The organism is Streptococcus infantis (genome assembly GCF_047463175.1).
Taxonomy (GTDB): Bacteria; Bacillota; Bacilli; order Lactobacillales; family Streptococcaceae; genus Streptococcus; species Streptococcus infantis_AC.
Genome location: NZ_JASHEJ010000002.1, coordinates 375,679 through 400,432, shown reverse-complemented (window position 1 = coordinate 400,432; position 24,754 = coordinate 375,679). Strand labels below are relative to the sequence as shown.

22 protein-coding genes are annotated in these 24,754 nt (G+C 40.9%); 19 read left to right on the top strand and 3 right to left on the bottom strand.

Annotated features, from left to right (window positions below; translation table 11 throughout):
• The first annotated feature begins 9 nt into the window (after nucleotides 1-9).
• The 6 genes from QM859_RS05810 (at nucleotide 10) to QM859_RS05785 (ending at nucleotide 6,444) form a co-directional block, all read left to right on the top strand.
• On the top strand, nucleotides 10-1,209 hold the full coding sequence (locus tag QM859_RS05810; protein ID WP_006147868.1) for a phosphoglycerate kinase: 1,200 nt from the start codon (nucleotides 10-12) through the stop codon (nucleotides 1,207-1,209).
• Between the two features lie 296 nt (nucleotides 1,210-1,505).
• A complete protein-coding gene (gene folP / locus QM859_RS05805; protein WP_414262410.1) occupies nucleotides 1,506-2,450 on the top strand; it encodes a dihydropteroate synthase in 945 nt (314 codons plus the stop codon).
• Between the two features lies 1 nt (nucleotide 2,451).
• A complete protein-coding gene (locus QM859_RS05800) occupies nucleotides 2,452-3,750 on the top strand; it encodes a bifunctional folylpolyglutamate synthase/dihydrofolate synthase (protein ID WP_414262409.1) in 1,299 nt (432 codons plus the stop codon).
• Nucleotides 3,751-3,753: 3 nt separating this feature from the next.
• Nucleotides 3,754-4,308: a GTP cyclohydrolase I FolE gene (folE, locus tag QM859_RS05795; protein WP_314945651.1), complete on the top strand. Its 555-nt coding sequence runs from the start codon at nucleotides 3,754-3,756 to the stop codon at nucleotides 4,306-4,308.
• Between the two features lie 38 nt (nucleotides 4,309-4,346).
• Complete coding sequence (gene folB, locus QM859_RS05790) at nucleotides 4,347-5,177, top strand: dihydroneopterin aldolase (protein ID WP_414262408.1); 831 nt, start codon at nucleotides 4,347-4,349, stop codon at nucleotides 5,175-5,177.
• Nucleotides 5,161-6,444: a DUF308 domain-containing protein gene (locus QM859_RS05785; protein ID WP_414262407.1), complete on the top strand. Its 1,284-nt coding sequence runs from the start codon at nucleotides 5,161-5,163 to the stop codon at nucleotides 6,442-6,444. The genes folB and QM859_RS05785 overlap by 17 nt, the downstream gene beginning before the upstream one ends.
• 33 nt (nucleotides 6,445-6,477) lie before the next feature.
• Here QM859_RS05785 and QM859_RS05780 read toward each other — a convergent pair whose 3' ends face one another.
• The gene (locus QM859_RS05780) at nucleotides 6,478-6,795 is read right to left on the bottom strand and encodes a DUF960 domain-containing protein (protein WP_004251754.1); all 318 of its coding nucleotides are present in this window, start codon (nucleotides 6,793-6,795) and stop codon (nucleotides 6,478-6,480) included.
• 204 nt (nucleotides 6,796-6,999) lie between these two features.
• Here QM859_RS05780 and ccpA point away from each other — a divergent pair, with 204 nt between their 5' ends.
• Entirely contained in the window at nucleotides 7,000-8,007 is a 1,008-nt protein-coding gene (gene ccpA / locus QM859_RS05775) for a catabolite control protein A (RefSeq protein WP_414262406.1), read from the top strand.
• 38 nt (nucleotides 8,008-8,045) lie between these two features.
• On the opposite strand, the gene QM859_RS05770 is transcribed toward ccpA, so the two are convergent.
• A complete protein-coding gene (locus QM859_RS05770) occupies nucleotides 8,046-9,008 on the bottom strand; it encodes an asparaginase (RefSeq protein WP_414262405.1) in 963 nt (320 codons plus the stop codon).
• Between the two features lie 65 nt (nucleotides 9,009-9,073).
• Here QM859_RS05770 and QM859_RS05765 point away from each other — a divergent pair, with 65 nt between their 5' ends.
• Nucleotides 9,074-10,465 carry a Cof-type HAD-IIB family hydrolase gene (locus tag QM859_RS05765; RefSeq protein ID WP_414262404.1) on the top strand — a complete coding sequence of 464 codons (1,392 nt, stop codon included), beginning with the start codon at nucleotides 9,074-9,076 and terminating at the stop codon, nucleotides 10,463-10,465.
• A gap of 33 nt (nucleotides 10,466-10,498) precedes the next feature.
• Here the strand turns inward: QM859_RS05765 and QM859_RS05760 are convergent, their stop codons facing one another.
• Nucleotides 10,499-10,951, bottom strand: a complete 453-nt coding sequence (locus QM859_RS05760; protein ID WP_006155803.1) for a universal stress protein — start codon at nucleotides 10,949-10,951, stop codon at nucleotides 10,499-10,501.
• A 142-nt stretch (nucleotides 10,952-11,093) separates the two neighbouring features.
• Here QM859_RS05760 and QM859_RS05755 point away from each other — a divergent pair, with 142 nt between their 5' ends.
• The 11 genes from QM859_RS05755 to pbp2x all read left to right on the top strand — a co-directional run bounded on the left by QM859_RS05755 (nucleotide 11,094) and on the right by pbp2x (nucleotide 24,753).
• On the top strand, nucleotides 11,094-11,933 hold the full coding sequence (locus QM859_RS05755) for a metallophosphoesterase family protein (RefSeq protein ID WP_414262403.1): 840 nt from the start codon (nucleotides 11,094-11,096) through the stop codon (nucleotides 11,931-11,933).
• Nucleotides 11,934-12,003: 70 nt separating this feature from the next.
• Nucleotides 12,004-12,441: an Rrf2 family transcriptional regulator gene (locus QM859_RS05750; RefSeq protein WP_254724550.1), complete on the top strand. Its 438-nt coding sequence runs from the start codon at nucleotides 12,004-12,006 to the stop codon at nucleotides 12,439-12,441.
• A gap of 196 nt (nucleotides 12,442-12,637) precedes the next feature.
• Nucleotides 12,638-14,857, top strand: a complete 2,220-nt coding sequence (gene recJ, locus QM859_RS05745) for a single-stranded-DNA-specific exonuclease RecJ (protein WP_254724549.1) — start codon at nucleotides 12,638-12,640, stop codon at nucleotides 14,855-14,857.
• Nucleotides 14,858-15,048: 191 nt separating this feature from the next.
• Nucleotides 15,049-15,711, top strand: coding sequence for a COG3942 and LysM peptidoglycan-binding domain-containing protein (locus QM859_RS05740; protein ID WP_414262402.1), 663 nt, complete (start codon nucleotides 15,049-15,051; stop codon nucleotides 15,709-15,711).
• Between the two features lie 222 nt (nucleotides 15,712-15,933).
• Complete coding sequence (locus QM859_RS05735) at nucleotides 15,934-17,595, top strand: ribonuclease J (RefSeq protein ID WP_414262401.1); 1,662 nt, start codon at nucleotides 15,934-15,936, stop codon at nucleotides 17,593-17,595.
• Nucleotides 17,596-17,663: 68 nt separating this feature from the next.
• A complete protein-coding gene (locus tag QM859_RS05730; RefSeq protein ID WP_004251768.1) occupies nucleotides 17,664-18,443 on the top strand; it encodes an alpha/beta hydrolase in 780 nt (259 codons plus the stop codon).
• Nucleotides 18,444-18,549: 106 nt separating this feature from the next.
• Nucleotides 18,550-19,251: a matrixin family metalloprotease gene (locus tag QM859_RS05725; RefSeq protein WP_254724547.1), complete on the top strand. Its 702-nt coding sequence runs from the start codon at nucleotides 18,550-18,552 to the stop codon at nucleotides 19,249-19,251.
• Between the two features lie 70 nt (nucleotides 19,252-19,321).
• Nucleotides 19,322-21,148: an excinuclease ABC subunit UvrC gene (uvrC, locus tag QM859_RS05720; RefSeq protein ID WP_414262400.1), complete on the top strand. Its 1,827-nt coding sequence runs from the start codon at nucleotides 19,322-19,324 to the stop codon at nucleotides 21,146-21,148.
• A 68-nt stretch (nucleotides 21,149-21,216) separates the two neighbouring features.
• The gene (rsmH, locus tag QM859_RS05715) at nucleotides 21,217-22,167 is read left to right on the top strand and encodes a 16S rRNA (cytosine(1402)-N(4))-methyltransferase RsmH (RefSeq protein ID WP_075230631.1); all 951 of its coding nucleotides are present in this window, start codon (nucleotides 21,217-21,219) and stop codon (nucleotides 22,165-22,167) included.
• A gap of 9 nt (nucleotides 22,168-22,176) precedes the next feature.
• Entirely contained in the window at nucleotides 22,177-22,494 is a 318-nt protein-coding gene (gene ftsL / locus QM859_RS05710; RefSeq protein WP_235083757.1) for a cell division protein FtsL, read from the top strand.
• 3 nt (nucleotides 22,495-22,497) lie between these two features.
• On the top strand, nucleotides 22,498-24,753 hold the full coding sequence (gene pbp2x / locus QM859_RS05705; RefSeq protein WP_414262399.1) for a penicillin-binding protein PBP2X: 2,256 nt from the start codon (nucleotides 22,498-22,500) through the stop codon (nucleotides 24,751-24,753).
• The last annotated feature ends 1 nt before the right edge of the window (nucleotide 24,754 follow it).

The following is a 24,754-nucleotide window of genomic DNA, read 5'->3' as shown; positions in this document are numbered from 1 at the left end:
TCATATCTAATGGCAAAATTGACTGTTAAAGACGTTGACTTGAAAGGGAAAAAAGTTCTCGTTCGTGTTGACTTCAACGTACCTGTAAAAGATGGTGTGATCACTAACGACAACCGTATCACTGCAGCTCTTCCAACTATCAAGTACATCCTTGAACAAGGTGGACGTGCAATCCTCTTCTCTCACCTTGGACGTGTTAAAGAAGAAGCAGACAAAGAAGGTAAATCACTTGCTCCTGTAGCTGCTGACTTGGCTGCTAAATTGGGTCAAGAAGTTACATTCCTTCCAGGTGTTACTCGTGGTGCTGAATTGGAAGCAGCGATTAACGCTCTTGAAGATGGACAAGTTCTCTTGGTTGAAAACACTCGTTTTGAAGATGTTGACGGCAAGAAAGAATCTAAAAACGATCCTGAACTTGGTAAATACTGGGCATCACTTGGAGATGGTATCTTCGTAAACGATGCGTTCGGTACAGCTCACCGTGCACACGCATCTAACGTTGGTATCTCAGCAAACGTTGAAAAAGCAGTTGCTGGATTCCTTCTTGAAAACGAAATTGCCTACATCCAAGAAGCAGTTGAAGCTCCAGAACGTCCATTCGTGGCTATCCTTGGTGGTTCAAAAGTTTCAGACAAGATCGGTGTTATCGAAAACTTGCTTGAAAAAGCTGATAAAGTTCTTATCGGTGGTGGGATGACTTACACATTCTACAAAGCACAAGGTATCGAAATTGGTAACTCACTTGTAGAAGAAGACAAATTGGATGTCGCTAAAGCTCTTCTTGAAAAAGCAAACGGCAAATTGATCTTGCCAGTTGACTCAAAAGAAGCGAACGCATTTGCTGACTACACCGAAGTGAAAGACACTGAAGGTGAAGCAGTAGATCCAGGATTCCTTGGTTTGGATATCGGTCCTAAATCTATCGCTAAGTTTGACGAAGCTTTGACTGGTGCGAAAACAGTTGTATGGAACGGACCAATGGGTGTATTTGAAAACCCTGACTTCCAAGCTGGTACAATCGGTGTAATGGACGCTATCGTGAAACAACCAGGCGTTAAATCAATCATCGGTGGTGGTGACTCAGCTGCCGCAGCGATCAACCTTGGTCGTGCAGACAAGTTCTCATGGATCTCTACTGGTGGTGGAGCTTCAATGGAACTTCTTGAAGGTAAAGTTCTTCCAGGACTTGCAGCTTTGACTGAAAAATAAGAATATAAAAAAGGAGGCTGGGACAAAAGTCCTAGCCTCTCAATTGTATTTGGATTTTCGAGCAGGACGCAGTGGTTGAGTGGACTCTACTACGCTGATTTCATTAGTTTTTACAACCCTACTCAACTGTGCGGAGGTGGGACGACGAAATCGAATTCTAACGAATTACCGATTTCTGTCCCACACTTTTTTTGCGCTCTTTTAAAGTTTGAGAGTAGCGAGGGATAATTGGACAGAATCCAAAAAAAACAGTAAAATAGAGGAATACCAATCTAAATGAAATTTGAGTGATAATCGTGGAAAAAAGAGACAATCATACAAAAACAGCTATTTGCGGTATTATCAATGTCACCCCAGATTCTTTCTCTGATGGGGGCCAATTTTTTGCTATTGAAGAAGCTTTAAAACAAGCTCGAAAATTGATTGCTGAAGGTGCCACTATTTTAGATATCGGTGGAGAGTCTACTCGACCTGGAAGTAGCTATGTTGAGATTGAAGAGGAAATCCAACGTGTGGTTCCAGTCATTAAGGCTATCCGTCAAGAAAGTGATGTTCTGATTTCGGTAGACACTTGGAAAAGTCAAGTTGCAGAAGCAGCTCTAAAGGCTGGGGCCCATATAGTCAATGACATTACAGGTCTTATGGGGGATGAGAAGATGGCGGAAGTGGTTGCCAAAGCTGGAGCTCAGGTAGTCATCATGTTTAATCCAGTAATGGCACGCCCTCAGCATCCTAGTTCACTTATCTTCCCTCATTTTGGCTTTGGAGAGCCTTTTACAAAGGAAGTCTTAGATGAGTTTGAAAAACTACCAGTAGAAGAAATGATGACAGCTTTCTTTGACCGTGCTCTAGTAAGAGCGAAAAAAGCAGGAATTTCGAAAGAAAAGACCATGCTGGATCCTGGGATTGGCTTTGGCTTGACCAAAAAGGAAAATCTGCTACTTCTACGTGACCTTGATAAATTACACGAGATGGGCTATCCTATCTTTTTAGGAGTCTCTCGCAAGCGCTTTGTCATCAATATTCTGGAAGAAAATGGTTTTGAAGTAAACCCAGAAACTGAAGCTGGTTTCCGCAATCGTGATACGGCTTCAGCTCATGTGACTAGTATCGCTGCTAGACAGGGTGTAGAAGTTGTGCGTGTACACGATGTAGCCAGCCACAAGATGGCAGTCGAAATTGCATCATCCATCCGTCTGGCAGATGATGCGGAAAATTTAAACTTGAAACAATATAAATAAGATGAATAAAAACGAAACGAATCAGTGGATAGCTAACTATCGGACAGACCAACCGCATTTTGGTTTGGAGAGGATGGTGAAGCTATTAGCCCTACGTGGCAATCCCCATCTGAAACTCAAGGTTATCCATATCGGAGGTACCAATGGTAAGGGGTCTACTATAGCCTTTTTGAAGAATATGTTGGGAAAGATGGGGCTAAGAGTTGGAGTCTTTAGCTCACCCTATCTGATTCATTATACCGATCAGATTGCCATTAATGAGAAATCTATCCCAGAAGCAAGATTAGAGACCTTGATGGTAGACTATCGCTCACTACTTGAGGGGGAGCATGCTCATGATTTGCAGGGGACGACAGAGTTTGAGATTATCACTGCTATAGCCTATGACTATTTTGCTTCTGAGCAAGTGGATGTAGCTATTATGGAAGTTGGTATGGGCGGATTTTTGGATAGTACCAATGTTTGTCAGCCTATCCTAACAGGTATTACGACTATTGGCCTGGATCACGTAGCTTTACTAGGGGATAGCTTGGAAGCCATCGCAGAGCAGAAGGCTGGAATTATCAAACAAGGAGTTCCCCTGGTAACGGGGAATATTGTCCCAGAAGCCTTAGCAGTTATCAACCAAATCGCGAAAGCAAAAGAGGCTCCTAGGCTTGTTTATGGGGAAGATTATCAAGTCAGTCATCAAGGGAGTGTGGAGACGGGAGAAGTCTTTGACTATACAAGCCCGCTTAGACAAGGTCACTTTCAGACAGGATTGCTGGGTTTGCACCAGATAGAGAATGCTGGGATGGCACTAGCTTTACTAGATAGGTACTGCCAGGAGAGTGGACGAGAATTGGCAAGTAATGACATAGTGGCTCAAGCCTTAGAAGAAACAAGTTGGCCTGGACGTTTTGAAGTTGTTTCTAGAAGCCCTTTGATGATTTTAGACGGGGCTCATAATCCCCATGCTGTCAAGGCTTTGGTAGAAACATTGCAAGAACGATTTGCTGATTACCACAAGGAAATACTTTTTACATGTATCAAAACCAAGGCCTTGGAGGATATGTTAGACTTGTTAGGAACTTTGCCAGATACTGAGCTGACATTGACTCACTTTGATGACGGTCGAGCGACAGACGAAGAAGTACTAAAAAAAGTAGCTTATTCTAGAAATCTAAACTATCAAAGTTGGAAGGAATTTCTAGATCAAAAAATGACAGAAAATGAAGAGAAAAAAACAGTTAGGATTATCACGGGCTCATTATACTTTTTAGCCCAAGTGAGAGCCTATCTAATGGAGAGGAAAAATTAGAGAATGGATACACAAAAGATTGAAACGGCTGTAAAAATGATTATCGAGGCTGTTGGTGAGGACGCTAACCGCGAGGGCTTGCAGGAGACACCTGCTCGTGTAGCCCGTATGTATCAAGAGATTTTTTCAGGACTTGGTCAAACTGCGGAGGAGCATTTGTCAAAATCCTTTGAAATTATTGATGACAATATGGTAGTAGAAAAGGATATCTTTTTCCATACCATGTGTGAACATCACTTCTTGCCATTTTATGGGAAAGCTCATATCGCCTACATTCCAGACGGACGTGTGGCAGGTTTGTCAAAGCTAGCTCGTACTGTGGAAGTTTATGCTAAAAAACCACAGATTCAAGAACGCTTGAATATCGAAGTGGCTGATGCTTTGATGGACTATCTTGGTGCCAAAGGTGCTTTCGTTGTTATTGAAGCAGAGCATATGTGTATGAGCATGCGTGGTGTTCGAAAACCAGGAACTGCAACCTTGACAACAGTAGCTCGTGGAGTGTTTGAGACAGACAAAGATCTTCGAGATCAAGCATACCGTCTCATGGGGTTATAAAAATCGATTCAAACGATTTTTTCTAGAAAGGACTAGTTATGGATCAATTGCGCATTAAGGATTTGGAAATTTTTGCCTATCATGGTCTTTTCCCGAGTGAGAAGGAACTGGGCCAAAAATTTATCATTGATGCAAGCTTATCCTATGATATGACCAAGGCTGCTACGGACTTAGATTTGGAAGCTTCTGTCCATTATGGCGAGCTCTGTCAGCAATGGACGACTTGGTTTCAGGAAACCACTGAAGACTTGATTGAAACAGTTGCCTACAAACTAGTAGAGCGCACTTTTGAAACCTATCCAATAGTTCAAGAAATTAAACTGGAACTCAAAAAACCATGGGCGCCTATTCATCTACCACTAGACACCTGTTCAGTAACCATCCATCGCCGCAAACAAAGAGTCTTTATTGCTCTAGGTAGCAATATGGGGGATAAGACGGCTAATCTCGAACTAGCTCTTGACAAGATGCGTACTCGAGGGATTCGTATTCTCAAAGAATCTAGTGTGATTACAACTGACCCTTGGGGTGGTGTAGAACAAGATAGTTTTGCCAATCAGGTGGTTGAAGTAGAAACTTGGCTTCCAGCCCCAGTCTTGTTAGATACCTTATTGAGCATTGAATCAGAGATGGGACGGGTCAGAGAAGTGCATTGGGGACCTCGTTTGATTGATTTGGATTTGCTCTTTGTTGAGGATCAAGTTATTTATACAGATGACCTCATCTTGCCTCATCCTTATCTTGCTGAGCGACTCTTTGTCTTAGAGTCTCTGCAGGAAATTGCGCCTCATTTCATCCATCCAGTCCTAGGACAACCGATTCGTCACTTATATCTTCAATTGGAGAAAGAAAATGGCCAAGGTTTCTGAAACTTATAGTAAATGGAAAAGTATAGGGGAAGGTCTTGTAGCTATTGTCTTAGGCCTTCTCTTAGTTTGTTTTGGGCAGGTAGTTCCGATACTGGGTTACCAACTCATGATGGCCTACTTTTTCTTGTCGGCAGTTTGGCAACTATTGACGCGATGGTTTCAAGAAAAGTCCCGTAGAGAAAATATATTTGTAACTCTAGCCAAGCTCTTTCTTGCAGTCATCCTATTTGATTCAGTCATCTTGCAGGGCATCGCTCTCTATCTCTTGGTTATTATCATTGGAAGTTATCAGCTTTTTACAGGTCTAATCAGTCTGATTACCTGGTTGCTATACCGGAAAAATCATATTCATCCAAGGATTAATTACTTATTTGATGCTTTATGGATGATGGGATTTGGTCTCTATAGTATTTCCCCTTTTCATGATGCGACAAATTTTGAATTACTCTTACTTGGTTTTTACTTGATTATGTTAGGGGCAAGTAGTCTCAGAGATGGTTTCTTTTTTGAAAAAGGGAGAAGCAATCCTAAGCTCAAGCGTAGAATGAGAATGACCCTGCCTATATTCGTGACTGCTTTGATTCCCATCAGCACCTTACGACGATGGAATGAAAGGTTATCTAGTCATCAGGTAGAAGAAAATGAAGTGCATTCGGAAAGAAAAAATGAAAAATCAGCTGATTTAGAAATTTTCATCCATACATCAGAATCATCTTTCTTCTTGGCCATGGGTCATGTAGATATCTGCTATCAAGGTCAGGTTATTTCCTACGGCTCTTATGACCCACATTCAGAGCGCTTGTTTGGTACAATTGGCGACGGGGTTTTATTTAAGGCCAATCGTGAAAAATATATTGAACTTTGTAAGAGAGAAAGCCAGAAAACCCTATTCGCCTATGGTTTAAGCCTGTCTGAACAACAGAAAAAAGCCATCGAAGAACGATTGAGAGAGATAGAAGGCCTCTTGATACCTTGGGAGCCAAGTTCACAACTACTGAAAAGAAGGGAAGGAGAGGTCAAACATACATACTCTTATCAGCTGAAACACGAGGCTGATGCAACCCTCTATAAGTTCACATCATCTAAATTTAAAACCTACTTTGTTCTCAGTACAAACTGTGTTCTATTGGCCGACTCTATTGTTGGAGAGGCTGGAACTGATATCCTGAGTCCCCAAGGTTTTATCGTTCCTGGGACTTATCAGGACTATCTTGATTTAGAATTTAAAAAACCGAGTGGTATCGTGGTCAGTCGTTCTATTTATTAAAAAAAGAAAACTCTAGTCAGAAGGCTAGAGTTTTTAAAATAGGTCATTTTCTTCAGGTAGGAGGATGGTTTCCTTACCGTCCATATCCATAACAAGTACTTTCGGTGGGTACAATGGGTCAAAGGGATGATTAAAATCGAAGTCAATCGTAGTCGGTAGGTGCTCACTTGAAAAACGGAAGGTGATGGAACCGTTACTGTTTAAGAGCTGAAATTCCAACTCATCTTCTAATTCAAAAACATGCTTTAAAAAATGATCAATAATGTACCAGATTGAGTCAATCACATCGTCTGGGAGATTGGTTACCACACCAAAGCTGGCACAACGTCTATGTGAATCCGTAAAAGCCATCCATGCCTCCTACTTAATTTTTTATTATCATACTGCAAACTGGCCTAAAAATCAAGAAAAGTAAACTAATTTACAAAAATATGATTATCGGTGAAATTTTTTCAAAGAAAGTTCAATTAATCCTTGAAAATGCTTACAATTAGTGGTAAACTAGTAGTGGTGTAAACATGAAAACAAAATTTTCAACATTAGAAAGGAAACGGTATGAACACAGATGATACAGTAACAATTTATGACGTTGCCCGAGAAGCAGGAGTTTCAATGGCAACTGTCAGTCGTGTAGTCAATGGCAACAAGAATGTCAAAGAAAACACTCGTAAGAAAGTTCTAGAGGTGATTGATCGCCTAGACTATCGTCCAAATGCAGTAGCTCGTGGCTTGGCAAGCAAACGAACAACAACTGTTGGGGTTGTCATCCCAGATATCACTAACACGTATTTTGCTGCGCTAGCAAAAGGGATTGATGATATTGCAGAGATGTACAAATATAACATTGTCCTTGCGAATAGTGATGAGGATGATGAAAAAGAAGTGGCAGTAGTGAATACACTCTTTTCAAAACAAGTTGATGGTATTATCTTTATGGGCTATCACTTAACAGAGAAAATTCGCTCAGAGTTTTCACGTTCACGTACTCCAGTAGTTCTTGCAGGAACAGTGGATGTAGAACACCAGCTTCCAGGTGTCAATATTGACTATAAGAATGCTACTGCGGATGCTGTTCGCCATTTGTTGAAACGTAACAAAAAGATTGCTTTTGTGAGTGGTCCCTTAGTTGATGATATCAATGGTAAGGTTCGCTTGGTTGGATATAAGGAAGCTTTGAAAGAAGCTGGAGTCAACTATAGTGAAGGTCTTGTATTCGAATCAAAATATCGCTATGACGATGGTTATGCCTTGGCAGAACGCTTGATTTCTTCTAAAGCAACAGCAGCTATTGTGACGGGTGATGAATTGGCGGCAGGTCTCTTGAATGGTTTGGCTGACCATGGCATTTCAGTACCAGAAGACTTTGAAATCATTACGAGTGATGATTCTCAAATCGCACGCTTTACTCGACCAAGCCTTACAACGATCGCACAACCCCTGTATGATTTAGGTGCGATTAGTATGCGTATGTTGACTAAAATTATGCATAAGGAAGAATTGGAGGAACGTGAAGTCCTCCTACCTCACGGTTTGACAGAGCGCAAATCAACTCGCAAAAAATAATAAAAAACCAGGAATCTAGCTGATTTCCTGGTTTTTTATTATCCTTCCATATATGTTCGGAGTTGTTCGCCCTTAAGTCCAGCATTGATTGCGATAAGAAGCTTCAGTCGTGCTTTTTGAGCGTTTAGTTCTTTTACAAAATATACACCATCATTCTGAAGACAAACACCACCGCCTTCGTAGGCGTAAACAGGTTCTGCAATCCCATTGAAACAACGTGAGACTAGTGCAATAGGAAGTCCTGCTTGACTGAGAGATTTTAATTTTTCAGCTGTTTCCTTGGGTACATTTCCAGCACCAAAAGCCTGAATAATCAATCCATCTAGTTGGTCAATAGGAAGTAAATCGAGAAGTTCATCGGTCATGCCCGCATAAACAGGGATAATAGGGACCAGCCCTTGAATGCTCTCAAGGTCAAAACGAACACGAGGTTCTGCCGTTTTGAAGTAGAGAATTTCCTGCTTCATAATGAGTCCGAGTGGTCCATGAGTTGGTGTTTGAAAGGTACTAACGTTAGTAGTATGCGTTTTTGTGACATATTTGGCGGCGTGAATTTCATCGTTCATAACGACCAACACACCCTTATCTGCAGCCTTGTCATCACTCGCAACGCGTAAGGCGCTAAGATAGTTATAGACACCATCACTTCCCAGTTCATTGGAACTTCTCATGGCACCTGTCAGGACGATAGGCATATGAGGTACTTCCATGGTATCGAGGAAATAAGCCGTTTCTTCTAGTGTATCTGTCCCATGTGTAATGACAACACCATCATAGGACGAAGCCTCTTGTTTAATCTTTTTGTAGAGGGCTAACATATGCTTAGGCTTGATGTGTGGGCTGGGCAAATTTAAAAAATCCAAGGAATGGACTTCGATACCTTCGAGAGGATTAGAGATATGATTCATAGGGTTATCAGCACTAGTCCTTACAGCTCCAGATTCATCTGCCTGCATGGAGATCGTGCCACCAGTATGTAAAACAAGGATTTTCTTAGTCATGATTCACTCACTTTTTCTGAAATGTGGTATAATCATTGTATCATAAAAGAAAGGAATGAGATAGAATGGAAGTCAAAGCTGTTTTTTTTGATATTGATGGAACGCTTGTAAATGACAGTAAGAGTGTTTTGAAGTCCACTAAGGAAGCTATCAAGATTGTGAAAGAACAAGGGGTGCTTGTTGGGGTAGCAACAGGGCGAGGACCTTTTTTTGTTAAGGATTTGATGGATGATTTGGATCTGGATTTTGCAGTGACCTACAATGGCCAATATATCTTTAACAAAGATCGTGTTCTTTTTTCTAGCCCTATTGATAAGAGAAGCCTCAGACAAATCATCTCTTATGCCAAGGAAAATCGAAAAGAGATTGCCATGGGAACGCGACAAGACGTTGTCGGTTCTCGGATTATGTCCTTTGGACTCAGCCCTCTTTCACAGCTAGTTAGTCGATTTGTACCTAGATTTTTGACTCGTACTGTTAGTCATTCCTTTAATCGTATGGTCAGTAAGGCCCTTCCTCAGAAGGAAGATGATTTGTTGGACTTAATCAACCAACCGATCTATCAGGTGCTTATGTTGATGACGCCTGAGGAGACTAACCATGCTGCTGAAGAATTAAACAAACTGAAGTTCACCAGAAGTAATCCTTTCGCGGCCGATATTATCAATCAAGGGAATTCCAAGTTAGAGGGGATTCGCCGTGTCGGAAAAGAGTATGGTTTTGAACTCAACCAAGTCATGGCCTTTGGGGACTCGGATAATGACTTGGAAATGTTGGCTGGTGTTGGTATGTCTGTTGCCATGGGAAATGGTAGTAGCAGTGTAAAAGAAGTTGCTAAGCATATTACTGCCAGCAACCAAAATGATGGGATTCACAAGGCTTTGGAATATTTTGGAGTCTTGGCTTCTGAAAAAGTCTTTGTCAGTCGTGACTATCATTTCAACAAGGTTAAGACCTTCCATCGTATGATGGATGAGCGAACTCAAGAAGAACCTATAGCTTGGGATTTAGAAGGGGCGACCCACCGTGCGGGTTTTAAGATTGAAGAGTTAGTTGAATTTGTCCGTGCTGCAAGCAATTCTGAAGAGGAATTTCAACAAGCTGTGCAGGATTTACACCAAGCACTTGATATAGCTGCCGAAAAAGTATCTCAGTCAACACCAGCTGAGAAAACCCTCGTTGGTCAAGTGGATGCTTTGATTGACACGCTCTACTTTACTTATGGAAGTTTCGTTTTAATGGGGGTAGACCCAGAGAGAATCTTTGAGATTGTCCATCAGGCAAACATGGGTAAAATCTTCCCAGATGGTAAGGCTCATTTTGATCCAGTAACCCACAAAATTTTGAAACCAGATAACTGGAAAGAAAAGTACGCTCCAGAGCCTGCAATCAAAAAGGAACTTGAGCGTCAGATTAGAGCTTATGCACGTCATAAAGAAAGAAAAAATAAACAATAAAAAGGAGCGCACTGGCTCCTTTTTTTAGTCTAATTATAAAGTTTTATCCTTGTCTCGGACGACGAGAAGGTCAACGCTTGTATGGCGTAGGATATATTCTGATGAAGATCCGACAAGCAAACGTTCGAAGGCGTTAAGCCCTGTTGCTCCAACCAAAATCAAATCAACGTGTTCTTGATCAGGGATTGTTTTAGCCAAAAGAGTTTTAGGATTTCCCATTTCGATGACAACTTGAATATCTTTAAGACCAGCGTCTCTTGCACGCTTTTCATATTCTGCCATCAACTCTTGTGCCTCGACTTGTAACTCTTCGTAAACTTCTGCATCGAATGTTGAAATGCTTTGAAGAGCACGAGTATCGATTACATGCGCAATGGTTAATTTAGCCTGGTTACGTAATGCTGACTGAACTCCTTTGATAAAAGCCAAATCAGCTTCTTTAGAACCGTCGACTGCTACCATGATGTTTTCGTAACGTTGTGTCATAGCAAAAACCTCCTCATTTCTTATCACCTTCATTGTAATCCTTTTCACTAAAAAAGTAAAGTAAAACATGATAGTAAAAATGCTTTTTGACTTTGATTTTGAGAGTGCTATAATTAAAGGAGAGAATGCAAGAGGGGATTATATGACAAAAATTGCGGTACTTTCAGATATCCATGGAAATACAAGAGCACTGGAAGCTGTTTTAGCAGATGCAGAGAAGGCAGGAGCTGAGGAATACTGGCTCTTGGGAGATATTCTCATGCCTGGGACAGGACGAAAAAATATTCTCAGACAATTAGAGGACTTCCCGATTACGATTCGAGTTCTGGGAAATTGGGAAGAGAGTTTATGGCGAGCTGCTCATCGAAAATTAGATACAAGTAGACCTAGCCATCGCTACCTCTTGCGCCAATGCCAGTATATTATGGAAGAAATTAGTCTAGATGATATTGAAGCTCTACAGGCTTTTCCCATGCACACACACCGACAGTTTGGAAATCTGAAGGTAGAGATAAGTCATCATTTGCCGGATAAAAATTGGGGAAGAGAACTGATCCATCTTGGCAAGCAGGAGGATTTTGACCGTTTGGTAACCAATCCTGACTGTGATATTGCGATTTATGGGCATATTCACCAGCAATTTCTTCGCTATGGGAGCGAGGGACAACTCATTTTAAATCCAGGCTCAATTGGGCAACCCTTCTTTTTATCAGCAAGTCTACGTGAGGATTTGCGGGCGCAATATATGATTTTGGATTTTGATGAAAAAGGTTTGAAGGATATAGATTTTCGTCGTGTTGATTACGATGTTGAGTCAGAATTACAATTGGCTAGAGATTTGAAATTGCCCTACTATGAGGTATACTATGAAAGCTTAGTCAATGGAATTCACCATACCCATAATCAGGACTTGTTGCACGAAATCGCCCAGAGTCAAGGACATGATGTTGAATTGGACGACTGGCTTAGTCGTAACTCTTGACATTACAACTATAGGAGATATAATAAATATAAGAGAAGAATGAGCTTTGTTAATAATAAAGGAGGACTGCATGCAAATTTCAAACCGATTTACCATTGCGACACATATGTTGGTAATTATTGCCCTAAAAGGGAAGGAAAGCAAGGTGACTAGTGATTTTCTAGCTAGTAGTGTTGGAGTCAATCCTGTTATTATCCGAAAAACTTTGTCCCAACTGAAAAAAGCAGACTTGATTTCCGTCGCGCGTGGAACTGGAGGGGCAGAGATTATCAAAAATCTTGAGGGTATTAGTCTTTTGGATATTTATCAAGCGGTGGAATGCCTTGGAAAGACTGGACAACTCTTTAGTTTCCATGATAATCCTAATCCTGACTGTCCAGTAGGAGCCAATATCCATGGGGTTTTAGATGAAAAGTTAGATAAAATTCAAGAAGCCATGGAAGAAGAATTAAGCCAAACTAGTCTGGCCCGAGTAGTGGCGGATGCAGAAGCAAGAATAAAAGAATAAATTTTAAAATAAGGTACACCTGAATTGCTAAGCTGAAAAGCTTGGTTGTTTAGGTGCTTTTTTCGTAATTAAATATGCTGGGTGTTAGCTGAAGTAGCCTGAGAATTTAGCCAGGAATGTGGTTAGATTAGCAAGAGAAAAACTAAAAATCGTGTTATAATAAATGAATAGAATCGTAAGAAAGAGTGGATGAATTTTGATTATTCCGACTTATAATTGGCAATTTGCACCTCAAGTTGAGGATGCGGATTTTACAAAAATCGCCAAGAAAGCTGGGCTAGGGCCTGAAGCTGCTCGTCTATTATTTAGCCGTGGTATTAAGGATGAAGATAGTTTGTCTCGTTTTTTGGCACCAAGTCTAGATGATTTACACGATCCCTATCTTCTCCACGATATGGACAAGGCAGTGAATCGTATTCGTCGTGCTATAGAGCAGGGTGAATTTATTCTCGTTTATGGAGACTACGATGCAGATGGGATGACATCAGCTTCTATCTTTAAAGAAACATTAGAACAATTAGGAGCCGAGTGTTTAGTCTATCTTCCTAATCGTTTTACAGATGGTTATGGTCCTAATGCCAGTGTCTACAAGTACTTCATTGAGCAACAAGGGATATCCTTGATTGTAACCGTAGATAATGGAGTTGCAGGGCATGAAGCTATTGACTTGGCTCAATCTATGGGAGTAGATGTTATTGTAACGGATCACCATTCTCTACCAGAGGTCTTACCAGATGCTCATGCAATCGTTCATCCGGAGCATCCTGAATCAGACTATCCTTTTAAACATTTGGCGGGTTGTGGAGTCGCTTTTAAACTAGCTTGTGCACTCTTGGAAGAGGTGCAGGTTGAATTACTAGACTTGGTTGCTATTGGGACAATTGCCGATATGGTCAGCTTGACGGATGAAAATCGTATTATGGTTCAATATGGTCTAGAAGTTTTGCGCAATACCCAAAGACTAGGCCTCCAAGAACTATTTGAAATTGCAGGGATTTCTAGTAGTGACCTTACAGAAGAGACAGTTGGTTTTCAACTAGCTCCTCGTTTGAATGCGCTAGGACGCTTGGATGACCCCAATCCAGCTATTGACTTACTAACTGGCTTTGATGATGAAGAGGTGCGTGAGATTGCCCTCATGATTCAAGATAAAAATGAAGAACGTAAGGAAATCGTTCAAGCCATTTATGAAGAAGCTAGAAGTTTGGTAGACCCTAACAAAAGTGTTCAAGTTTTAGCCAAAGAAGGTTGGAATCCAGGAGTGCTTGGGATTGTAGCTGGTCGCTTATTGGAAGAATTAGGACAGACAGTTATTGTTCTGAATATTGAAGATGGCCGTGCCAAGGGGAGTGCTCGAAGTATTGAAGCAGTCGATATCTTTGAAGCCTTGAATCCGCATCGGGAACTTTTTATCGCCTTTGGTGGGCATGCAGGCGCTGCAGGTATGACACTTGAAGTGGAACAGCTAGACGCCTTATCGGAAATTTTAGAAACCTATGTAAAAGACAAAGGGATAGATGCCAAGGGCAAGAATACATTATATCTAGATGAAGAATTAGATTTGGAAAGCCTAAGTTTAGAGACGGTTAAAAGCTTTGAACGATTAGCTCCTTTTGGAATGGATAACCAAAAACCTGTTTTTTATATTCGAGATTTTCAAGTTGAAAATGCTCGTTCTATGGGAGCGAGCGATAGACATCTGAAATTGAAGATTTCTAAAGGGAACGCGAGTTTTGAGGTAGTAGCTTTTGGTCAAGGATCAAAGGCTACAGAATTTTCTCAGGTAAAACAACTGGAATTGGCAGTTACCCTTTCTGTTAACCAATGGAATGGGCAAACAACCCTCCAGTTGATGATGGTAGATGCCCGTGTGGACGGTGTTCAACTTTTTAACATCCGTAGTAAGAGTGTAGAGATACCAGAGGGAGTACCTGTCCTAGATTTTACCAGTGCTTTGCCAGAAATGCTTTCTAGCCCAGCAATCGTTGTAAAAAATATTCCCGAGGATCTCAGTCTTCTCAAACAAGTGTTGCAAGAACAGGATTTCTCTGCTATTTACTTTAAAAATGATATCGCTAAAGCATACTATTTGACAGGTTATGGTACAAGAGAGCAATTCGCTAAGCTTTACAAGACAATCTACCAGTTCCCGGAATTTGATATTCGTTATAAGCTCAAGGACTTATCAGCTTATTTGAAGATAGAACAGATCTTGCTAGTCAAAATGATTCAGATTTTTGAAGAACTTGGTTTTGTCACCATTGAAAATGGTGTGATGAGGGTTAATAAAGATGCGGCTAAACGGGATATTGCTGAAAGTCAGATTTATCAAAATCTCAAGCAAACTGTTAAAGACCAAGAAATGATGGCACTAGGTACAGTACAGGAAATATATGATTTCTTGATGAAAAAATAAATACAAAGAGGCTGAAGTAACCTATTTCAGTCTCTTTTTGTAAGTGATTTTTAACTTTATGTAGTAAAAGTATACAGATTTGTAACATGACTACAACATAAATCTAAAACAACTGACATGTAAATCAGGTATGATTCTCTTATCAACATAAAAATTAAAAATTATCAATAAAATTTTAGGAGAAAATTGTTATGAAAAAAACAGTTGCTAAACTGACTCTTGGTTTAACATCTACAGCTATTTTGGCTACAGTTGGTGCTCAGACTGTTAGCGCAGACTCTTACGTTGTTCAAGATGGTGATTCATTTTTTGGTATTGCTGCTGCAAGTGGTATGGATCCTTATGTGTTGGCGGCAAATAATGGAAAAAGCATTTTTGACACCATCCACCCAGGTGATGTGCTAGAAGTGAGTGGTCTAACTCAAGCTAGCTATTCATACAATGCTCCGGCTTATGAAGCAACTAGTACTGTGAATTGGGTAGCAACTGCTGATGTTGTCGTAAATACTCCTACAAACTACGGAAACTCATATCCTGTTGGTCAGTGTACATGGGGCGTGAAAGAAATGGCTCCTTGGGCTAGCAACTGGTGGGGAAATGCCAACACTTGGGCAATCTATGCTAGTGCACAAGGTTTTAGGACAGGAACTGTGCCTGTAGTAGGCGCAATCGCCGTTTGGGACGGTGGTGAATATGGACACGTTGCTTATGTGACAGATGTACAAAGTGAAAATTCTATCCAGGTATTGGAAGCAAACTATGATGGTAGTGGTACTCAACCAATCGGAAATTACCGTGGATGGTTTAATCCAACAGCTTCAAAAGGTACTGTAAGATACATTTATCCAAACTAAAAATAAAAAAAGATTTAGAATTTCTAAATCTTTTTTTATTTCTGAGTAACTTCCTTTATCAGTGGTGAATGAACTCTAGCTAAAATCCTATCTTCATTTTGAAAATTAGTAAAAAAATGGTATAATGAGAGGAAAAGATTCGGATAAAAGTAAATTGAACTTTTAAAAAAAGAGAGTTGTGAAAACTCTACAAACACGTTATAGTAATGCTTCGGAGGGAAAATGACCAATATTAAATTAACAACTTTGGGTGGTGTTCGTGAAAACGGGAAAAACATGTACATCGCAGAAATTAACGACTCTATCTTTGTTTTAGATGCAGGTTTGAAATATCCTGAAAATGAACAGTTGGGTGTCGATGTCGTTATTCCAAATATGGAATATCTGTTTGAAAATAGCGACCGTATTGCAGGTGTCTTTTTAACGCACGGACATGCGGATGCGATTGGAGCTCTTCCTTATCTTTTGTCAGAAGTGAAAGTTCCTGTTTTTGGTTCAGAATTGACAATTGAGCTTGCTAAGCTTTTTGTTAAGGGGAATGATAGCGCTAAAAAATTCGATGATTTCCATGTTATTGATGAAAATACAGAAATCGACTTTGGTGGCATTGAGGTTTCCTTCTTCCGCACAACTCACTCTATCCCAGAGAGTCTGGGTGTCGTTTTGAAAACATCTGAAGGAAGTATCGTTTATACAGGGGACTTCAAATTTGACCAAACGGCTAGCGAATCATACGCGACTGACTTTGGTCGTTTAGCAGAAATTGGTCGCGAAGGAGTTTTAGCTCTTCTAAGCGACTCAGCAAACGCAGACAGTAATATTCAAGTAGCCAGCGAAAGTGAAGTTGGTGATGAAATTACGCAAACCATTTCTGACTGGGATGGACGTATCATTGTAGCTGCTGTTGCAAGTAACCTTTCTCGCATTCAGCAAGTCTTTGATGCTGCTGTAGAGACAGGACGTCGCGTTGTTTTGACTGGATTTGATATTGAAAATATCGTTCGTACAGCTATTCGCTTGAAAAAATTGTCATTGGCTAACGAAAGTCTCTTGATTAAACCTAAAGATATGTCTCGTTTTGAAGACCACGAGTTAATCATCCTTGAAACCGGTCGTATGGGTGAACCAATTAATGGACTCCGTAAAATGTCAATCGGTCGTCACCGCTATGTTGAAATCAAGGATGGAGACTTGGTTTATATCGTTACAACGCCATCAATCGCTAAAGAAGCTGTTATGGCACGTGTAGAAAATATGGTCTACCAAGCAGGTGGTGTCGTTAAACCGATCACTCAAAGCTTGCGTGTATCAGGACATGGGAATGCGCGTGATCTGCAATTGATGATTAATCTTTTGCAACCTCAGTATCTCTTCCCAATCCAGGGTGAATACCGTGAGTTGGACGCTCATGCCAAGGCTGCTATGGCTGTTGGGTTGTTGCCAGAACGCATTTTTATCCCGAAAAAGGGCACAACCATGTCTTATGAACATGGGGACTTTGTCCCGTCTGGTGCAGTTGCTGCAGGTGATGTCTTGATTGACGGAAATGCCATTGGGGATGTTGGTAATGTTGTTCTTCGTGACCGTAAGGTCTTGTCAGAAGATGGTATTTTCATCGTGGCTATCACTGTTAACCGTCGCGAGAAGAAAATCATTGCCAAAGCACGAGTGCATACACGTGGCTTTGTCTACCTCAAGAAGAGTCGAGATATTCTGCGCGAAAGTACAGAGTTGGTGAACCAAACAGTTGAAGACTATCTCCAAGGGGAGGACTTTGACTGGGCTGATCTTAAAGGTAAGGTTCGTGACAATTTGGCTAAATTCCTTTTTGAACAAACGAAACGTCGTCCAGCCATTTTACCAGTAGTCATGGAAGCAAAATAAGGATTAAATAGCAAGAGAGAAAGTCGAGTTTCGGCTTTTTCTTATCTCAAACGAATAAGGAGCAAGTTATGGCAGTAATGAAGATTGAGTATTACTCAGAAGTTTTAGATATGGAGTGGGGAGTAAATGTTCTCTATCCTGATGCATCTCGGGTGACAGATCCAAACAGTAAAGATATTCCAGTTCTCTATCTCCTTCATGGAATGTCAGGGAACCACAACAGTTGGCTCAAGCGGACCAATGTAGAGCGCTTGTTGCGAGGGACTAATCTGATTGTTGTCATGCCAAATACAAACAATGGCTGGTATACAGATACTCAATATGGCTATAACTATTACACAGCTCTAGCAGAAGAATTGCCTAAGGTGCTCAAACGCTTCTTCCCCAATATGACCAACGAGCGAGATAAAACCTTCATTGCTGGTTTATCAATGGGTGGCTACGGTTCCTTTAAGTTAGCACTGTCAACTGACCGTTTCTCCCATGCCGCTAGCTTTTCTGGGGCGCTTAGCTTCGAGGAGTTTTCTCCTGAGAGTCAAGATTTAGGAACGCGTGCCTACTGGCGAGGTGTTTTTGGCAAAGTTAATGATTGGGTGAATAGCCCTTACTCGCTTGAGACCCTTGCCAAAAAGTCAGACAAGGAGACCAAACTCTGGGTTTGGTGTGGCGAACAAGATTATCTCTATTCTGCCAATAATCTAGCAGTTAAAAATCTTAAGAAACTTGGTTTCGATGTGACCTATAGCCATAGTGCAGGAACCCATGAGTGGTATTATTGGGAAAAGCAATTGGAACGTTTTTTAACTACCTTGCCAATCGATTTTGTTTTGGAAGAACGTTTGTCTTAATTTTAGCATTCTTTCAGTTTGTTTTAGTAGAATTAAGAATCTATCTTTAGAATGGGAATCCATGGCTTAAAGGTGGATTCTTATTTTTTTAGAAAGGTGGGCAATTATGGGCTGGATTATTCGTGTGTTATGTCGGTTTTTACTAGGGATTTTGCGTATATTTTGGCGCCTTGTATGGACGCTTATCTTCTTAATTCTCATCACTTTTGGGATTCTCTGGTATGTGACAGGTAATTTACCTGCTACTTTAAATCAAGTTAGCAAAGTGGTTCAAGTCGGCCAAGCAGGTTGGCAGCAATGGCAAGAAACTGGCAAGTTGCAAGGTTTGTCTCAGACAGATCATCATCAAGATTCAGGAGCAAAATGGTCAAAGGCGCAAGCAACTATCTATATTGATCCTCAAATGGATGCCACTTTCCAAAAAGCCTACCTTGAAGCTATTGCTAACTGGAACCAGACAGGGGCTTTTAACTTTGAGCTTGTAACAGAAGCGGACCAGGCCGATATTTTCGCTACCGAAATGAATGATGGTTCGACAGCTGTAGCAGGTGAGGCGGAAAGTCAGACAAATATCCTAACCAAACAATTCATTTCAGTGACCGTTCGCTTGAATCATTATTATTTATCCAATCCAAACTATGGCTATAGCGATGCTCGCATTTTGCATACAGCAGAGCATGAACTAGGTCATGCGATTGGTTTGGAGCATACTAATGAAGTTTCAGTGATGCAGCCAGCAGGTTCTTATTATGGTATTCAGGCTCAAGATGTTCAAGCAGTTCAAGAACTTTATGAGTCTGGAGAATAAGTGATTTTCAAACGAAAAATAGAGCTCCCTGATGTAAGCAATGAGGGGAGCTTTTTGCTATAATGGAACTATGGATAACTTGATTAAATCAAAACTAGAGCTCTTGCCGACTAGCCCTGGTTGTTACATTCACAAAGATAAAAACGGCACTATCATTTATGTAGGAAAGGCTAAAAATCTGCGCAATCGGGTGCGGTCCTACTTCCGTGGGAGCCATGATACCAAGACAGAAGCCCTGGTATCTGAGGTTGTGGATTTTGAGTTTATTGTCACGGAGTCTAATATTGAGGCCCTTCTTTTAGAGATTAATCTCATCAAGGAAAACAAGCCTAAGTACAATATTATGCTCAAGGATGATAAGTCCTACCCTTTCATCAAAATCACCAATGAGCGCTATCCTCGCTTGATTATCACCCGTCAGGTCAAGAAGGATGGGGGATTATACTTTGGTCCTTATCCAGACGTTGGTGCGGCTAATGAAATCAAACGGCTATTGGATCGGATTTTCCCATTTCGTAAGTGTACCAATCCTCCTTCCAAGGTTTGTTTTTATTACCATATCGGCCAGTGTATGGCTCATACGGTTTGTCAAAAGGATGAAGCCTATTTCAAATCTATGGCGCAAGAAGTCTCTGATTTTCTCAAGGGACAAGACGATAAAATCATTGATGAACTTAAGGAGAAGATGGCTGTGGCGGTCCAAAGTATGGAGTTTGAACGTGCAGCGGAATACCGTGATTTGATTCAGGCCATTGGGACTCTGCGGACCAAACAGCGGGTCATGGCCAAGGATTTGCAGAACCGGGATGTATTTGGTTACTACGTGGATAAGGGTTGGATGTGTGTCCAGGTTTTCTTTGTCCGTCAGGGTAAATTGATTGAACGCGATGTCAATCTCTTCCCTTACTACAACGATCCAGACGAGGATTTCTTGACCTATGTAGGACAGTTTTATCAAGAAAAATCTCATCTGGTTCCCAATGAGATTTTGATTCCTCAGGATATTGATGAAGAAGCCGTTAAGGCCTTGGTGGATACCAAAATTCTCAAACCCCAACGAGGGGAGAAGAAGCAACTGGTTAATCTGGCTATCAAAAACGCTCGTGTTAGTTTAGAGCAGAAGTTTAATCTGTTGGAAAAATCAGTTGAAAAGACTCAAGGAGCTATTGAAAATCTTGGGCGACTTCTACAAATTCCAACTCCAGTCCGTATCGAGTCTTTTGACAACTCTAATATTATGGGGACTAGTCCAGTCTCTGCTATGGTTGTTTTTGTCAACGGAAAACCGAGTAAGAAGGATTACCGCAAGTATAAAATCAAGACTGTGGTCGGACCAGATGACTATGCAAGTATGCGAGAGGTTATTCGTAGACGTTATGGACGGGTCCAGCGTGACGGTTTGACACCGCCAGATCTAATCGTTATCGATGGTGGTCAGGGACAGGTTAACATTGCTAAGCAGGTTATTCAAGAAGAGTTGGGCTTAGACATTCCCATCGCAGGACTTCAAAAGAATGACAAGCACCAAACCCATGAATTACTTTTTGGAGATCCGCTTGAGGTGGTAGAGTTGTCTCGCAATTCTCAGGAATTTTTCCTCTTGCAACGCATTCAGGATGAGGTGCACCGCTTTGCCATTACATTCCACCGTCAACTTCGTTCTAAAAATTCCTTCTCCTCTCAATTGGATGGAATTGAAGGCTTAGGCCCCAAACGCAAGCAGAATTTGATGAAGTATTTCAAATCTCTGACAAAAATCAAGGAAGCTAGCGTGGACGAAATTGTTGCAGTTGGTATACCAAGAGCAGTGGCAGAGGCAGTTCATCGACACTTAAATCTAGAAGAAGACTCAGCGCTAGCCCAAGTAGCTGAGAAACCTCTTGGATACAAGGAATAAAGTAGCAATGGAATGTTTTGGTTTTAGTGGGTGCAAGCTAGTCGGATTTGTGGTAAAATAGATAAGATATGACAAAAGAATTTCATCATGTAACGGTCATGCTCCATGAGACCATTGATATGCTAGATGTAAAACCTGATGGTATTTACGTTGATGCGACCTTGGGAGGAGCAGGACACAGCGAGTATTTATTAAGTAAGTTAAGTGAGAAAGGGCATCTCTATGCCTTTGACCAAGACCAGAATGCCATTGATAATGCGCAAAAACGTTTGGCTCCCTATATCGAAAAGGGGATGGTCACCTTCATCAAGGATAATTTCCGTCATTTGAAGGACCGCTTACATGACTTAGGTGTGACTGAAATTGATGGAATTTGTTATGATTTAGGTGTGTCAAGCCCGCAGTTGGATCAGCGTGAACGTGGTTTTTCCTATAAGAAGGATGCACCACTGGATATGCGCATGAATCAGGAAGCTAGTTTGACCGCTTATGAAGTCGTTAATCACTACGACTATCATGATTTGGTACGAATCTTTTTCAAATATGGAGAAGACAAGTTTTCCAAACAGATTGCTCGAAAAATTGAACAGGCGCGTGAGCTTAAACCGATCGAGACAACGACTGAGTTGGCAGAGATTATCAAATCTGCCAAACCGGCTAAGGAGCTCAAGAAAAAAGGTCACCCAGCCAAACAAATTTTCCAAGCTATCCGTATCGAAGTCAATGATGAGTTAGGTGCTGCAGATGAATCAATCCAGCAGGCGATTGAACTTCTAGCTCTAGACGGAAGAATTTCAGTCATCACCTTCCATTCGCTTGAAGACCGTTTGACTAAACAGTTATTTAAGGAAGCTTCCACAGTTGAAGTGCCTAAAGGTTTGCCTTTTATTCCAGACGATCTCAAGCCAAAGATGGAATTAGTATCTCGTAAACCAATCTTGCCAAGCAAGGAAGAGTTGGAAGCCAATAATCGTTCCCACTCAGCCAAGCTTCGAGTGGCAAGAAAAATTCACAAGTAAGAGGAAACAATGGCAGAAACAAGAGGAACAACGAGCCAATTGCTACAAGCTCGTATTAAACAATTTTCACGTGTTGAAAAGGCCTTTTACCTTTCAATTGCCATCACAGCTCTTGTCTTAGCAATTAGTGTAGTCTATATGCAGACAAAACTTTTTCAGGTCCAGAGTGATTTGACAAGAGTCAATGCACAAATTGAAGAAAAAAAGACAGAGCTAGATGATGCCAAACAAGAAGTTAATGAATTAATCCGATCAGAACGTTTGACCGGAATTGCAAATTCTCAAGAGTTGCAATTGAATAATGAAAATATCCGATCGGCGGAGTAGTAAATGAAAAACTGGAAAGAAAGAATCATACGCTTTGCCATTAAAAATCGTAAATCTCCAGCAGAAAACCGCAGATTAGTGGGAAAGAATTTGAGCCTTCTGGCCGTCTTTCTCTTTGCTGTTTTTTTGGTTAACTTTGCGGTAATTATTGGTACAGGCTCAAAATTTGGTGTTGACCTAGTTAAGGAAGCAAGCAAGGTCCACCAAACAACTCGGACAGTTCCTGCAAAACGAGGAACTATCTATGACCGTAATGGTACACCAATCGCAGAAGATGCAACATCCTACAACGTTTATGCGATTATCGATAAGGAATATAAATCTGCAAATGGGAAAATTCTCTATGTAGAGGAGTCTCAGTATAGCAAGGTTGCAGAAGTCTTCCATAAATATCTAGATATGGATGAGTCCTACGTCAAGGAACAACTTTCTCAACCTAATCTTAAGCAAGTTTCCTTTGGGGTAAAGGGAAATGGTATTACCTATGCCAACATGATGTCCATAAAAAAGGATTTGGAAACAGCTAAGGTTGAGGGAATTGATTTTACAACAAGCCCAAATCGAAGCTATCCTAACGGGAAATTTGCTTCATCTTTCATCGGACTAGCGCAGTTGCATGAAAATGAGGATGGTTCAAAGAGTCTCATTGGGACGTCTGGTGTCGAAAGTTCCTTGAATAGCTTGTTAGCAGGTACAGATGGTATCATTACCTATGAAAAAGACCGCTTAGGAAATATTGTTCCAGGTACGGAGCAAGTTACCCGACAGACTGTAAACGGGAAAGATGTCTATACGACCCTATCTAGTCCTTTGCAGTCCTTTATGGAAAGTCAAATGGATGCCTTCCAAGAAAAACTAAAAGGCAAGTATATGACTGCGACCTTGGTTAGTGCCAAGACGGGAGAGATTCTCGCTACAACTCAAAGACCAACCTTTGATGCTGATACCAAAGAAGGGATTACAGAGGACTTTGTCTGGCGTGATATCCTTTACCAAAGTAACTATGAACCAGGTTCAACCATGAAGGTCATGACCTTAGCAGCAGCTATAGATAACAACACCTTCCCTGGTGGAGAATACTTTAATAGTAGCGAATTAAAGGTTGCTGATGCGACTATCAGGGACTGGGATGTTAATGACGGCTTATCAGCTGGAAGTATAATGACATACTCACAAGGTTTTGATCACTCGAGTAATGTCGGTATGACCTTGCTCCAGCAAAAAATGGGGGATGCCACTTGGTTAGACTATCTCAGTCGTTTCAAATTTGGTGTTCCTACTCGTTTTGGGATGAGTGATGAATATGCCGGACAATTGCCTGAAGACAATATCGTTAGTATTGCCATGAGTTCTTTTGGTCAAGGGATTTCTGTTACTCAGACCCAGATGCTTCGTGCCTTTACAGCAATCGCTAATGATGGGGTCATGCTAGAGCCGAAGTTTATTAGTGCCCTCTATGATCCAAATGATCAGACTGTTCGTAAATCGCAGAGGGAGGTTGTAGGGAATCCTGTTTCTAAAGAAGCGGCTAGTCTGACTCGAGAAAATATGATTTTGGTTGGTACAGATCCTGTTTATGGTACAATGTACAATAAACTTACCGGTAAACCAATCGTTACTGTACCTGGTCAGACTGTTTCTGTAAAATCTGGAACAGCTCAAATTGCCGATGAGCAAAACGGAGGATATTTAGTTGGGAAAACCAATTATATCTTTTCTGTAGTAACCATGCATCCTTCTGAAAATCCTGATTTTATTCTTTACGTAACAGTTCAACAGCCAGAACACTTTTCTAACCCTTGGTTTGGAGAGTTTGCTAATCCTATTCTTGAACGAGCTTCTGCCATGAAAGATATTTTAAATCTTCAATCAACTGCTAAGAGTTTGGACCAGGTATCAACTACAACCAACTATGCTATGCCTGAGACAACAGACTATAGCCCTGGAGATTTAGCGGAAGAACTGCGACGCAACCTTGTTCAACCGATTGTTATCGGTTCAGGGACAAAAATCAAAGAAAGTTCAGTATCAAAAGGGACCAATCTAGATGCTAATGAGCAAATCTTGTTACTCTCTGATAAGGTAGAAGAGATGCCTGATTTGTATGGTTGGTCTAAGAAAAATGTTGAAACCTTTGCAAAATGGCTGGATATCGAAGTAGAATTTGAAGGTTCAGGACAAACTGTTAAAAAACAAAGTGTTCGTGCCAATACAGCTTTAAAAAATATACAGAAAATAAAAATAACATTAGGAGATTAGG

Bases quoted from the DNA above. Each gene is read 5' to 3' on its own strand.
- QM859_RS05810 (WP_006147868.1), top strand. From the start codon at position 10: ATGGCAAAATTGACTGTTAAAGACGTTGACTTGAAAGGGAAAAAAGTT.
- QM859_RS05780 (WP_004251754.1), bottom strand. From the start codon at position 6,795: ATGGCTTTTACGGATTCACATAGACGTTGTGCCAGCTTTGGTGTGGTA.
- QM859_RS05725 (WP_254724547.1), top strand. From the start codon at position 18,550: ATGGGCTGGATTATTCGTGTGTTATGTCGGTTTTTACTAGGGATTTTG.
- QM859_RS05765 (WP_414262404.1), top strand. From the start codon at position 9,074: ATGGAAGTCAAAGCTGTTTTTTTTGATATTGATGGAACGCTTGTAAAT.
- QM859_RS05785 (WP_414262407.1), top strand. From the start codon at position 5,161: ATGGCCAAGGTTTCTGAAACTTATAGTAAATGGAAAAGTATAGGGGAA.
- QM859_RS05800 (WP_414262409.1), top strand. From the start codon at position 2,452: ATGAATAAAAACGAAACGAATCAGTGGATAGCTAACTATCGGACAGAC.
- ftsL (WP_235083757.1), top strand. From the start codon at position 22,177: ATGGCAGAAACAAGAGGAACAACGAGCCAATTGCTACAAGCTCGTATT.
- QM859_RS05730 (WP_004251768.1), top strand. From the start codon at position 17,664: ATGGCAGTAATGAAGATTGAGTATTACTCAGAAGTTTTAGATATGGAG.
- QM859_RS05740 (WP_414262402.1), top strand. From the start codon at position 15,049: ATGAAAAAAACAGTTGCTAAACTGACTCTTGGTTTAACATCTACAGCT.
- QM859_RS05760 (WP_006155803.1), bottom strand. From the start codon at position 10,951: ATGACACAACGTTACGAAAACATCATGGTAGCAGTCGACGGTTCTAAA.
- folE (WP_314945651.1), top strand. From the start codon at position 3,754: ATGGATACACAAAAGATTGAAACGGCTGTAAAAATGATTATCGAGGCT.
- QM859_RS05735 (WP_414262401.1), top strand. From the start codon at position 15,934: ATGACCAATATTAAATTAACAACTTTGGGTGGTGTTCGTGAAAACGGG.
- rsmH (WP_075230631.1), top strand. From the start codon at position 21,217: ATGACAAAAGAATTTCATCATGTAACGGTCATGCTCCATGAGACCATT.
- ccpA (WP_414262406.1), top strand. From the start codon at position 7,000: ATGAACACAGATGATACAGTAACAATTTATGACGTTGCCCGAGAAGCA.
- uvrC (WP_414262400.1), top strand. From the start codon at position 19,322: ATGGATAACTTGATTAAATCAAAACTAGAGCTCTTGCCGACTAGCCCT.
- pbp2x (WP_414262399.1), top strand. From the start codon at position 22,498: ATGAAAAACTGGAAAGAAAGAATCATACGCTTTGCCATTAAAAATCGT.
- folB (WP_414262408.1), top strand. From the start codon at position 4,347: ATGGATCAATTGCGCATTAAGGATTTGGAAATTTTTGCCTATCATGGT.
- QM859_RS05755 (WP_414262403.1), top strand. From the start codon at position 11,094: ATGACAAAAATTGCGGTACTTTCAGATATCCATGGAAATACAAGAGCA.
- QM859_RS05770 (WP_414262405.1), bottom strand. From the start codon at position 9,008: ATGACTAAGAAAATCCTTGTTTTACATACTGGTGGCACGATCTCCATG.
- QM859_RS05750 (WP_254724550.1), top strand. From the start codon at position 12,004: ATGCAAATTTCAAACCGATTTACCATTGCGACACATATGTTGGTAATT.